General features: G+C 53.1%; 10 protein-coding genes and 1 riboswitch. Of the genes, 4 read left to right on the top strand and 6 right to left on the bottom strand.

What is annotated here, in order from left to right:
• Positions 1–222 precede the first annotated feature (222 nt).
• The 3 genes from ACRRUX_RS05540 (at position 223) to ACRRUX_RS05530 (ending at position 3,547) form a co-directional block, all read left to right on the top strand.
• Positions 223–654 carry a DUF3293 domain-containing protein gene (locus ACRRUX_RS05540; RefSeq protein WP_432528026.1) on the top strand — a complete coding sequence of 144 codons (432 nt, stop codon included), beginning with the start codon at positions 223–225 and terminating at the stop codon, positions 652–654.
• Between the two features lie 117 nt (positions 655–771).
• Positions 772–946: riboswitch (Lysine riboswitch) on the top strand.
• A gap of 136 nt (positions 947–1,082) precedes the next feature.
• A complete protein-coding gene (gene lysC / locus ACRRUX_RS05535; RefSeq protein WP_432528024.1) occupies positions 1,083–2,438 on the top strand; it encodes a lysine-sensitive aspartokinase 3 in 1,356 nt (451 codons plus the stop codon).
• On the top strand, positions 2,435–3,547 hold the full coding sequence (locus ACRRUX_RS05530) for a succinylglutamate desuccinylase/aspartoacylase family protein (protein WP_432528022.1): 1,113 nt from the start codon (positions 2,435–2,437) through the stop codon (positions 3,545–3,547). Before lysC ends, ACRRUX_RS05530 begins: the two co-directional genes overlap by 4 nt.
• A 104-nt stretch (positions 3,548–3,651) precedes the next feature.
• Here ACRRUX_RS05530 and ACRRUX_RS05525 read toward each other — a convergent pair whose 3' ends face one another.
• The 6 genes from ACRRUX_RS05525 to ACRRUX_RS05500 all read right to left on the bottom strand — a co-directional run bounded on the left by ACRRUX_RS05525 (position 3,652) and on the right by ACRRUX_RS05500 (position 10,530).
• On the bottom strand, positions 3,652–7,458 hold the full coding sequence (locus ACRRUX_RS05525) for a S8 family serine peptidase (protein WP_432528020.1): 3,807 nt from the start codon (positions 7,456–7,458) through the stop codon (positions 3,652–3,654).
• A gap of 413 nt (positions 7,459–7,871) precedes the next feature.
• Entirely contained in the window at positions 7,872–8,333 is a 462-nt protein-coding gene (gene asnC / locus ACRRUX_RS05520; RefSeq protein ID WP_432528018.1) for a transcriptional regulator AsnC, read from the bottom strand.
• A gap of 160 nt (positions 8,334–8,493) precedes the next feature.
• Complete coding sequence (gene rluA / locus ACRRUX_RS05515) at positions 8,494–9,171, bottom strand: bifunctional tRNA pseudouridine(32) synthase/23S rRNA pseudouridine(746) synthase RluA (protein WP_432528016.1); 678 nt, start codon at positions 9,169–9,171, stop codon at positions 8,494–8,496.
• 72 nt (positions 9,172–9,243) lie between these two features.
• Positions 9,244–9,531, bottom strand: coding sequence for a hypothetical protein (locus ACRRUX_RS05510; RefSeq protein ID WP_432528014.1), 288 nt, complete (start codon positions 9,529–9,531; stop codon positions 9,244–9,246).
• A gap of 82 nt (positions 9,532–9,613) precedes the next feature.
• Positions 9,614–10,120 carry a class I SAM-dependent methyltransferase gene (locus ACRRUX_RS05505; RefSeq protein WP_432528012.1) on the bottom strand — a complete coding sequence of 169 codons (507 nt, stop codon included), beginning with the start codon at positions 10,118–10,120 and terminating at the stop codon, positions 9,614–9,616.
• Positions 10,120–10,530 (bottom strand): hypothetical protein, encoded by a 411-nt coding sequence (locus ACRRUX_RS05500; protein ID WP_432528010.1) that lies wholly within the window; start codon positions 10,528–10,530, stop codon positions 10,120–10,122. Before ACRRUX_RS05500 ends, ACRRUX_RS05505 begins: the two co-directional genes overlap by 1 nt.
• Positions 10,531–10,867: 337 nt before the next feature.
• Between ACRRUX_RS05500 and fccA the strand changes: the two genes are divergently transcribed.
• Positions 10,868–12,652 carry a fumarate reductase flavoprotein subunit FccA gene (gene fccA, locus ACRRUX_RS05495; RefSeq protein ID WP_432528008.1) on the top strand — a complete coding sequence of 595 codons (1,785 nt, stop codon included), beginning with the start codon at positions 10,868–10,870 and terminating at the stop codon, positions 12,650–12,652.
• Positions 12,653–12,664 lie beyond the last annotated feature (12 nt).

Here is a 12,664-nt window from a genome sequence, read left to right as displayed (position 1 = left end):
TTAGTCAGCAGACCGGGCTATTGTACTCGTTTTAGGCATTTGTTAACAAATTAAATGTTAAAAATTCCTGCCGAGGGCGTGATCTATATCATCTAAATTTCATTACCCTCTGAATTTATTTGAGATTGTTTTTAATACCTATGTGATACTAATCACAAAAGCTTGGCCTTTTATCCGGAACTGGCTACACTGGCCGGGGCTTAGATAAATCACAAGTTAATCATGACTCAATTCACGTCTTCGCTTTGGTATCATTATCAACAAACTGTTTTCCTGCTTACTCAACCTCTTTCCCCTTCATTATCTTTCGCAATTGTGACTGCTTTTAACCCCATGGGGACGACTCTAGCCAATTGTCAAAATCGCTTAAATGACAGGATGTTACAGGCTAAAATCGAACAGCTTAACGTGCCTTATCGGCGGGTGATTGGCGCCAGTGCCGACCTGTCACATATGGAGCGAAGCTGGGCACTGTTTTGTGACAAACAGGCCGCCCTGGCACTGGGAAATCACTTCAGACAATTGGGTATATATTTTGTCGAAAATGGACAACTTTGGTTACTACCCTGTCATTCACAAATGGAAGCCATTGAATTGGGTGAATTCTCGGCCAGAGTGCAGCTGGTCAGCGAATTGCCCGAGCTGGAATTTTAAATTGCATGACTACTTTGGTGGCTCAGGTTGAATATTTTTGTTGTGCATTAAACAAAGATTGACTTTTATTAACCTTGATTGGTAGTTTTTAACTCCGCTGCATGTTAGAGGCAGCGTTTACACAGAAGAGGAGCGTTAACCAGGTAAGTGAGTCAAGGGGCACAAACCCTGCTTGAAACTCACCCAGGGGGATTGACGCCGAGGTATACCCGGGTTTGTGTCCGGGCGTATCGATTGCTCAGGTTGAATCCTGACGATTGTCACCTGTATATGGTGGAGAGCTTCTGGTGAGTTATTGTTTCCCTCCCCATGGGGTGCTGTCGCTGCACCAGGCTCTCCGGACGATGTGAGTTCGGAGATAACGTCATGTTTTATCAAGTCAAAAAAGTCAGATTACGGCGTCCATTCTACTTAGTGGAGGGGCCGGTATGACTGTTGTTGCCAAATTTGGTGGTACCTCTGTAGCTGATTATCAGGCCATGGGGCGTTGCGCCGACATAGTATTGAACAATCCTGCGACCCGAATTGTTGTGGTCAGTGCCTCCAGTGGTGTTACCAATCTGCTGGTCGAATTGACTCAGGCAAATCTTACCGATGAGCGCCGGCTGGAGTTGCTCAAGTCGGTGGCTGCCATTCAGTACGGCATTCTGGATTGTCTTGGTCGTCCGGCCGAGGTAGCGTCAGAGCTGGACAAGTTGCTGAGTCAGATGTCGGTGCTGAGCGATGCGCTGGTACTGAATCGCGGTAAGCACCTGATGGATGCATTGTTGTCCACCGGCGAGTTGTGTTCCTCATTGCTGTTTGCCGCAGTGTTGCGTGAACGGGGCGCCAGAGCCAGCAGTTTCGATGTGCGCGGGGTGATGCGCACGGATGGCCATTTTGGTCGCGCTGAGCCGCAGATTGCTGATATTGAGGCGTTGGTCAGCACTGAGCTGGCGCCGCTACTGAAAGACAATTTGATTGTGACTCAGGGTTTTATCGGTGCTGATGAGCAGGGACAGACCACAACGCTGGGACGTGGTGGCAGTGATTATTCAGCGGCGCTGCTGGCCGAAGCGCTGCGCGCCGAGGCGGTGGAGATCTGGACGGATGTACCGGGCATTTTTACCACAGATCCACGTCTGGCGCCCGGTGCCCGGGCTCTGGAGGAAATCAGCTTCAATGAAGCTGCGGAAATGGCGACCTTCGGCGCCAAAGTGCTGCATCCTGCCACAATCTTACCTGCAGTACGCCGACAAATTCAGGTATTTGTCGGCTCCAGCAAGGAGCCTGAGCGTGGTGGCACCTGGATCCGCCACCAGGTTGAGCATCCTCCTGTTTATCGGGCGGTAGCGTTGCGCCGGGGACAGACGCTGCTGAATCTGCACAGCCTGCAGATGCTGCATGCCCAGGGCTTTCTGGCACATATTTTCGCGACCCTCGCCAAGCATCGAATATCCGTGGATTTGATTACCACTTCCGAAGTGAATGTGTCGTTGACGCTGGATAAAACCGGCTCTGACAGTACCGGCACCGGCCTTTTGAGTGAAGCCCTGCTGCAGGAGCTGGCAGAGCACTGCCGGGTATCGGTGGAAGACAATCTGGCTCTGGTGGCGATTATCGGCAATCGCATTGCCACTACCTCAGGTGTTTGCCGTCGGGTATTTACCGTGCTGGAGCCATTCAATGTGCGCATGATTTGTCAGGGGGCAAGCCCTCATAATCTGTGTGTATTGGTGGATGAAAAAGATGCCGCTCCCGTGGTTGCCGCGCTGCACTCCAACCTGTTTGAGACAGCGTTATGAGCCGCTGGCAGAAATTCACGGTTAAGGTGGGGGAGCTGGCTACCGGGCATGAGCTGACTCTGCCGGTGTTCCGCTTTGAGGGACGGGATCCGGCGGCCCCCAGCGTGTATATACAAGCCAATGTGCATGGCGCTGAGGTGCAGGGCAATGCGGTGATTTTCCAGTTGATGAAACGCCTGGAACAACTCGATTTGCTTGGGCGCATCACTCTGGTACCGCTGGCCAATCCACTGGGGATTAACCAGAAAAGTGGTGAATTTACCCTGGGAAGATTTGACCCTATCACAGGGGTAAACTGGAACCGTGAGTATCAGGATCTGACACCTGAGCTGCCGCAGTGGTTTGATGCTCATCGCCATCTGGAACCTGCGGCAATGCTGCAGGCCTATCGTCAACATTTGTTGGCGCAATGCGAGCGGCAATTGGCTTCCCCCTGGGGCGTGACCACTGGCAGGCGTTTGGCGCTGAGCCTGCAGGCCATGGCACACAGGGCGGATATTGTGCTGGATCTGCATACCGGCCCCAAATCCTGTAAACACCTGTATTGTCCTGGATACGCAAAGGATGCTGCGCGGTTATTCGCCATTCCCTGTGTACTGCTGATGCCCAATGAATTTGGCGGGGCTATGGATGAGGCGGCTTTTTATCCCTGGTGGCAATTGGCGCAATATGCCTCAAACCAAGGGATGGATATGCCACCTGCGGTGGAGGCTTTTACGCTGGAGTTGGGATCCCAGGAGCGCATTGATTTACAGGATGCCCAGCAAGATTGCGATGGCATACTGGCTTATCTGACCAGCCGGTGCGTCGTCAACGGCAGCATGGCAGCCAAAACCATGACCCGTTATGCCTGCGAGTTGCGGGACTACCGTAAATACCACTCACCAGTGGGAGGCTTGGTGGAATATCTGGCGACGCCGGGTCATCCACTGCCTGCCGGTGAGCCTTTGGCGCGTATTTTGCGGCCGGACAGATTCGGCCATCAGGATGAACAAAGGTTGTTGTGTCTGGATGAAGATGTCATCCCTGTGCTGCACTTTGCATCAGCTTCTGTTTATCAGGGCACAGAGTTGTATAAGGTGATGACCCGGGTAACGCAATTAACCTGAATCTATGAATATTTCAACACGGCAGCGGCTGGCTATCGCAGGCTGGAGTCAAAAAAAGGGAGGCTGATGCCTCCCTTGCTATTTATCCGGGATTACATCCCAGATTATTTCCACTTTCTGCGCAGCGCTGCCAGTGGCAGCAACAGCACAGTCAGCCAACCCAGTGAGCCGCCACCGTTGTCAACAACCTGTACCGGCTGAGGCTTGGCAGTGAACTCATAAGAGGCTGATACCGGATTGCTCTTGCCGTCAGAGACAGTCACCTCGAACACCATCTTGGCATCGCTGGTGACACTTGGAGAGCTGAAGCTCATGGTCGCGCCTTTGGCGGTGAAATTCGCCTGCGCACCAGACAGTTGCTTCCAGGTGAACTCCAGCTCGTCCTTGTTGGCGTCGCTTGAGTCAGAAGCATCCAGAGTCACCGCCTCACCGACATAAGCGCCTTTTGGACCTGTGATGACGACTTCAGGAGCCGCTTCCTGCACACCAAAGGTGTGAGTCGATTCGACTGTGTCACTATTGGTGCTGTGACTCAGGCTCAGTTCCATCGCATCCCCTGGCAGGCGTGGTGTCAGCTTGAAGGTCACCTCGGTCGGATCGCCGGAAGTATCCGCAGCGATGCTGTCAGATGCTTTGGCTGGCTGCTCAACAGACCAGAAGATCTTATTGCCTGACATAATGCCGCCATGGCTGATCTCCGATACCTCATGGCCTGGAGGCAGTGTTGCTGTCAGGGTGTAGGTTTTGTCGGATACAGACAGGTTTGGCTGCAGGGTGAACCCCAGTTTCACGGCTTTACCCGGAACCATGTCTTCTGCCAGTGCGTCAGTCATTACCTCAACATCATCATCACCGCGGGTCAGGGTGTAAGCGACAGTCTTGCTGTTACCATTTTCACCTTCAATAACAACGACCCCGGCCGCGTTTTCTGCAGATGACCAGTTGAACGTCAGATCAAAGGCATCTTTCTGCTGCGATACGGACACCGCCAGATTGTCAGCCAGATTTTCTTCGATCGGGTCAATTGAGGTGATACGCAGTGTGACTTCATCGGTTGCGCCAGGCGCCGATGGTGTATAAGCGTCTACCACAATGTAGTAAGTGCCGGCGGCAAAGTTGGTGAAGGCGACCTGTTCGTTGGAGTCGGGGCCGGCACTGGCACCAATTCTGCGGAAGCTGGAGTTCAGAATGCGAAGATCCACATCCGGCGCGGTTTCAGAAGAGATGCTGAAGACGATATTGGACAGGGCCGGGATATCCAGTGCTACATAGTCCAGACTGCCATCCGGCACTTCCAGCGTGAAGGGGCCGGCGACATCGGCAGACTTGTCATAGGCACCGACCTTGGTCACTGTACCCAGAGCTTTTACTGTATAGCCTGGCAGTGTGAGGGAGCCTGAATTACGGCTGGCTACGATCTCAAAGCTTTCAGGCAGGTTGTCACCACCGCCTTTCACGGCGACAGGCATTTTCAACATAGGGGTGTTTTCAGCCACCAGTCCTATGTTGGCAAAGTGCCAACCGGCATCAGCCAGGGTGATATCGGCAGTAATCTGCAGCTCCTGGGTTTCACCCGCTTTCAGTTCAAAATGGCTGGGTTTCACATCCAGTTTGAAACCATCGGCAGCGCCCATGGGCACGACAACCCAGGTTCCATCCTGAGTGGCCTTAACGGTACGGGTCCAGCTGCAGGAACCTACACAGCTGGCATTCGCCATGGATGCCAGGTTGATTTGTGATGGCTTGCCACCCTGTGCCGGATTGCCTTTCTGGTAGCCCAGATAGTTCTCATCCAGTACCAGAGATGACTGAGCGGCCGCTTCGATATTGATGAAACCTGCGCCCATATCAAAGAAATCGGATGGTGTCTTGCCGTCCTCTTTGAAGGTGTTCTGATCCGCTGTCAGCATCAGTGCAGATTGCACTTCAGCCGGGCTCCAATCTGGACGGGTAGCCGCCAGCAGGGTTAACGCGCCTGCCACATGAGGGCTGGCCATCGAGGTACCACTGAGGAAGCCAAAATCACTGGGATCAGGGAACTCTTTAAATCCAGCGGACTGGTCGTTGGCATAGGCCGCGAAGATGCGCACGCCAGGTGCAGCAACGGATGGCACAATCACATCAGGTACTGAGCCATTGGGGCCACGGGAGGTAAAGTCAGCGGCAATTTTGGCCAGCGCTGCATCATGGATGACTTCGGTACCACCAATAGTGGCAGTGTGACCCTCACCGGATGCCAGCCAGGTACGCAATACATCACCCTGATCCGCATCGATATGAATGGCCGGGATAACGTGAGCATCGGCAACCACGCTGGTGGCTTCGCCCTGCAGGTTGGCCAGTACCAGACCGGCGGCGCCGCCTGCCTGAACATGACGACCTTTATCCACACGGGCAATAACTCCGCGGTCACATACCACTATGGTACCTGCCGCAAAGGTATTTTCCGGGAATGGCTCAAGACACTGTGCCGGGTCATTGCCGGGATCGTTAGCATTTTCGAAATCACCGGCATACACGATAGGTCCGCTAATACCGCCTGTCATTGCCTTACCGGTCAATGCTTCAGGCGCTGTGGTGTCACCACCGGTGAAGTCGCTGATGGTTTTGTCAGAGAAGTCACGGTCGTGGGTGTACGCCGCCACTGTGGTGATCCAGGGGGCATCACCGGGTGAACCGACAGTCTGCGGATCCGGACCGTCGTTACCGGCTGATGTTGCCACATGGATACCTGCTTTGCGGGCAGCCAGAAACGCCTGGGCATCGGCATCATTCCAGGGGTTGCTGGTACCGCCGCCGATGGAGTAATTCAAAGCGTCCACGCCATTTTCGATGGCATGTTCAACCGCCAGCACTGTCAGCGAAGGCAGACAACCATTAAAGGCGATAGCATCACGCTCGCCTGGACGGCAAACCTGATAGGACACGATATTGGCGTGCGGAGCAACACCGGATACATGCTCAAATACGACGCCGGAATCTTTGTTGTCGACATCCGGTACGTTCTGATTAATCAGCACGTTACCTGCAGTCGTGCTGGCGGTGTGGGAGCCGTGACCATTGTGGTCTTCACCGTTGGCCGGTACATCCGGATCATAATCGGCATACTCATCAGTGACTTCTGGCCAGCTGTGAACACCGATCAGTTTGTCGTTACACAGTTGTGGGAAATCACCGGCACAGTCACCTGAGTAAACCCCGGGTCCCCATGGATTGGTGTGATCGTAGCCATCACCGCCAACATCCGCAAAGGAGGGATGATCTGTGTTAACACCGGTATCAATGATCCCGACGATCATGCCTTCACCTTTGCTCTGAGTGTTGGGCAAGGTGCCATTCCAGATGGCCGGGGCTTTGATAATCGCTGGACCTGAATCGGTATTGGGATATCTCAGGGTTTCACGGTAGATATGCGCGACTCCCGGTACCTTCGCCAGTTTCTTGGCCTGTTCCTGGGTCATCTTAATGACCATACCGTTATAGGCCAGGGTGGTTTGTTGTTTGATATCCAGCTTGCCTATGCTGGCCTGCGCCAACTTAAGCACATCATTCTGTTTATTGCGCAGGAACGAGCGGTAGTTAACGACCTTTTGACTGGTGACATCCAGTTTCTCGCCGGCGCTTTTCGTGGTGGTTGCCGGATAACCTGCGATGTTGCCCTCATACAGTGCAACCGGGCTGTCTTCAAGACGCACTATGTAGCGGTACGCCTGTCCATCCAGGCCTGCTTCAGGCATGAATACCGTTTGTTCCTGAGCTGCTGCCTGTTTGGTTGTGGATGCTGGGATGTTATCCAGATCTGCAGCACTCTTGCTTAATTGAGTGATGCGGACTTCCTGGGCGTGGATGTTGCCGGTCAGCAACGATGACATTAAAGCAGCTGATACTGCCAACGCGATTTTGGTTTTCACTTTAACCTTCCTTGACTGCTCCCAAATCTAGCCGTTACAGGTTGATTTGGTTTGTTATTATTTCCAATCCATGACTATCAGAAGAGTGGTTGCCAGTGGGCAGAGTACTGCTCTTTAGCCGCCGCAGTTGAAGTCTCAGACTTCCGGGTCTTTCACAGGGTGGCTGGATACCGGCTCATCTCAATCGGGATAGTGCTTATGTAGGATTGCTTGCCGATCTCGGGAGTTAATCTCCAAAGTCCTGTATCTGTGTATCACAAAATAAACATGTAGTTAACATGTGTTTCGATACTTTTTGGCTATAACGGGGCAGCAGGAGCATGTCAAAGGAGTGGTTACAGGGTTTGTGGCTGTATTTTTAACGGGGATGGTGACAAAGGGAAAGCCCGGCGATGACCGGGCCGAGTCATGATTCAGGGTTTAACTGCACGGACAATGGGGTTTTGCAGGCTGATCAGGGTTTCGGTGGACTGAATCTCATCGATAGACTGAATACGGTTGATAAGCACATGCTGCAGGCCGTCGATGGATTGGCACATGACTTTGACGAAAATGCTGTAATTGCCGGTGGTGTAGTAGGCTTCCACTACTTCTTCCAGTGCATTGAGTTTAGCGATGGCAGCGGGATAATCACCGGCGCTTTTAAGATTGATGCCGATGAAGCAGCATACGTCATAACCCAGCGCCTTGGGGTTCACTGTGATTTGTGCGCCGGTGATAATTCCGGCCTGCTTCATCTTCTCTACCCGTACATGGATGGTACCGGCACTGACGCCAAAGCGTTTGGCTAACTCTGCAAAAGGCGTTCTGGCATCTTGCATCAGGGCTTCGAGGATTTGGTTATCCAGTTTGTCGCGCTGAAAGGAAATTTCCATCGTAAATCACTGCTTTTATTTATGATTAGTAGGTAATTTACGATTTCTGATGAAAATTTGCCAGTCAAAAAGCCAATAATGTGAAGTATCCTGATCCTAAATGCCGGTATTACTGATGACATCTCCGGTGGCAGCTTCCATTCGTCATGGCCGGCACCACTTACTGCGCTTCGCTGGCCTGTTCAAAAGGCACCGGTGCGCGGAAAGTCATGGGCTGACCTGAGTAAGGATGGGTAATGGTCAGCTCGGCAGCATGCAGCAGCAAACGATCGGCAAGGCGTTTCGCCAGCGGATCGGCATAAAAGCCGTCACCGAGGATTGGGTGTCCCAATGCCATCATGTGCACCCGCAGCTGATGCGACCGCCCTGTGATGGGCGTAAGTTTCACCAGCGTGGAGCGCTTGCCGTAACTGACCACTTCATAATGCGTCAGTGAAGGTTTGCCAATGCTGTGGTCGACTTTTTGCTTGGGGCGGTTGGGCCAGTCACAGATCAGCGGCAAATCCACACTGCCACCCTCGGGGCGCACGTGTCCGGCGACTCTGGCGTAGTAGATTTTATGGGTTTCCCGGTCACGGAACTGGCGCTTGAGTTCGCGCTCGGCACTGCGGCGCAGGGCCACTACTATCACTCCGGAGGTCGCCATATCCAGCCGGTGAACTATCTGAGCGTTGGGATGCTGCTCCAGAATACGGGCATAAGTGCTGTCTCTGTGGGCCGGATCGCGGCCCGGTACAGAGAGCAGGCCGGACGGCTTATCCACCACCATGATGTCTTTGTCTTCGTAAAGTACATCGAGCCAGGGATCTGTGGGAGGTTGGTAGATAAAATCGGGCATGCTGGTTACCGGCGTAGTTTGGGCGCGGCAAAGATACTCAGGTTCTGCCGGCAAGGCAAGCCCGGCGGCGGTTCAAAAGCCTTTGCCGCCAACATGCATAATGCTGAAGGTCCACACCACAAACGCCAGCGGACAGTGCACCAGCGCGTAAAAACATTGGTCCAGCCGACTCATTCCCTGCGCCTGCCAAATCAGATACAGGTGCTCTACAAGCACCAGGGCAAACAACATAAACAGTGGATAGTTGGCCATCGCCGAGCCATCGGGGAATATCAGCGCGGCGGGAATCGCCCACATTATCATGGCGACTGTGGTCAGTGGCGGCAGCATTTGCCGATAGGCATCAGGGTAGGGAAACACTGTCACTCCTTGTTGGTATGCCGCGGTATACTTTGCATCCGGTTGCATATTAAGGCCGGGAGTGACCTGAAGCGTTACTGCATCAGTCTGAGTCTGGTTTACGGGCGATAAGCTGTGCCTTGAACTGACCCTGATTCAGACCCGGTAGATACCCCTCAAAGTAATGCAACTGTTGCCAATTGGCAAATGTCTGTTGCAGTTCATTTTTATTAAGCAGAAAGGCCGGATTGTCGGGGTTGCCTATGGTCGCTTGCCGGGTTGTAAAAGTCTCATAAACCAGTATGCCGCCGGGTTTGATTGCTTTGGCTATCAGGGGCATCAGTGGCCGGTGCAGATAGTTGAATACCCAGACTGCATCGTATTGCTGCTCTCCAAGTTCACTGTTACCTGTTTCCAGATCCTGTGCCCTGACTATGGCATGGGGATGTTGTGCCACCTGTGGCAGCAAACGTCCCGGATCCCGGTCCAGAAACGTGACCCTATATCCTTTCTCAAGTGCCCTTAATCCCCTGTGTCCCGTGCCGCAGGCCAAATCCAGAATGTGCGCACCAGCGTCAGGCCAGGGGAAGCGCTGCAGCAAGTCAGACATCAGCCTTTGATCTCTTTTTTGCCATCCAGACGGCGGCGGTGTACCACTGAGTAATGTCTCAGGCCGGAAGGGCCGTGGGATACCACCACAGACAGCAGCAGAATGATGACAAACAGGGCAGATTTGTACTCAGGCAGTGGAATAAACAGTATGAGCAGCAGGATTTTTACCAGTGTCAGTACGCCTTTAAGCTGGATCAGCCAGCGCCAGTCGCGCACCACTTCCCAGAGCATCAGCGCGCTGCCGGTGATCATCGCCAGTATCCAGTAATTCAACCATTGGGCTTGGGGCACGTTCAATAAGATACCGCCGCCACAACCGGCAATGCCCAGAATATGCAGAGCACGCAGACTGGTTTTCCCCAGCCGCTGTACCCAGAACTGTTTCTCAGAAATCTGTGACTGTTTCATTGGTGAAGAATGGCTCTGAAAAGGGCAAGACTAGCAGGTTCTGTCCGGTGAGAGAACGGGCGCCGATCACAGCCGCACGCTTGCTCAACAAATGGCCATAAAATGATAAATTTAAATTAATAATTTTATCCGCAGAATTCTACTCAGATTCCAGTTTTTGACTCAGCTTGACCCGCTTGTATCGATTTGTGACGCCGGTAGCTATACCTCTATTTAGATAGTGCTATGTTTTTGGCGCGAAGTGGCATCTTATTGTTTTAATTTCTTGTTTTGCAGTGTTTTAGGATGCCCTGTTGATGACACCTGCAGAAAAAAATGGATGGGGAGCTTAATGATCATGAAATCTGTGTTGCGTAAAACTGCGCTGGCAGCACTGGTATCTGCCTGTATGAGTGGCATGGCCTATGCCGATGCCGAATATCTGGCGGATTTTCACACTGAAATGGGTGGTTGTGAAAACTGCCACGCCTCTGAAAAAGGGCCAACCGATGACAACCTCAAGTATGAAAATACCCAGTGCGTGGCGTGTCACGGCGACTTGAAAGAGGTTGCAGCCAATGATCCGAAAGACATCGTCTCTCCCCATTCTTCTCACCTGATCGGTGATATTGCCTGTACCGCTTGTCATAAAGGCCACGAAAAATCAGTAGCTTATTGCGATGCGTGCCACAGCTTCGGTTATGACATGCCATTCCAGGGCAAGTGGGAACGTAAGTTCGTGCCTGTTGATGCAGACAAGAAAGCCCAGGATCAGGCCATTGCCGCAGGTCCAACCGAGTCTACTGACGTGGTTGTTATCGGTTCCGGCGGTGCTGGTCTGGCCGCTGCGGTTGCTGCCCGCAACAATGGTGCTTCTGTGATCCTGCTGGAAAAAGAACCTATTCCTGGTGGTAACACCAAGCTGGCTGCCGGTGGTATGAATGCTGCCGAAACCAAGCCTCAGGCGAAACTGGGTATTCAGGATAAGAAATCCATCATGATCGAAGACACCATGAAAGGTGGTCGTAACATCAATGATCCTGAACTGGTTAAAGTACTGGCCAACAACTCGTCTGACTCCATTGACTGGCTGATGAGCATGGGCGCCGATATGAACGACGTTGGCCGTATGGGCGGTGCCAGTGTGAACCGTTCTCACCGTCCAACCGGTGGTGCCGGTGTGGGTGCCGAAGTGGCTCAGGTGCTGTGGGATGCTGCTGTTGAGCGTGGTACCGACATTCGTATGAACAGCCGCGTGGTGCGTATTCTGGAAGCCGGCGGCAAAGTCACCGGTGTACTGGTGAAAGGTGAGCACACAGGTTACTACGTCATCAAGACAGATGCCGTGGTACTGGCTACCGGTGGTTTTGCCCGCAACAACGAACGCGTGGCCAAGTATGACGCCAAACTCAAAGGTTTTGCTGCCACCAACCACCCAGGTGCAACCGGTGACGGTCTGGATGTGGCGATGCAGGCTGGCGCTGCGACCCGCGATCTGGAATACATCCAGGCGCACCCAACCTACTCTCCAGTGGGCGGTGTCATGGTGACTGAGGCGGTTCGTGGTAACGGTGCGATTCTGATCAACCGCGAAGGTAACCGTTTCGTCAACGAAATCACCACCCGTGATAAGGCCTCTGCTGCGATTCTGGCACAGAAAGGCGCCAGTGCTTATCTGGTATTTGATGACGCAGTACGTAAGTCTCTGAGCAAGATTGAAGGTTATGTGCACCTGCACATCGTGGAAGAGGGCGCTACCCTGGCCGATCTGGCCAAGGAGATGGGCGTTCCTGCCAAGAACCTGGAAGCCTCTGTAGCGGCTTACAACAAGTCTGTTGCCAGCGGCAAGGATGAGCAGTTTGGTCGTCCAAACATGCCTCGTGAGCTGAACCACGGTCCTTACTACGCCATTGAAGTCAAGCCAGCTGTTCACCACACCATGGGTGGCGTGGTTATCGACACCAAGGGCGAAGTGAAAGATGCCAAGGGCAACATCATTCAGGGTCTGTACGCAGCCGGTGAAATTACCGGTGGGGTACACGGTGCCAACCGTCTGGGTGGTAACGCTATCTCCGATATCGTGACCTTCGGTCGTATCGCCGGTACTGACGCCGCCAAGTACGCTGAGCAGGAAAACAAGTAATACCCAAACATT

This window comes from Shewanella sp. GXUN23E (assembly GCF_050865035.1).
GTDB lineage: Bacteria > Pseudomonadota > Gammaproteobacteria > Enterobacterales > Shewanellaceae > Shewanella.
The sequence above is the reverse complement of the archived record's forward strand: the minus strand, read 5'-3'. Positions and strand labels throughout refer to the sequence as shown.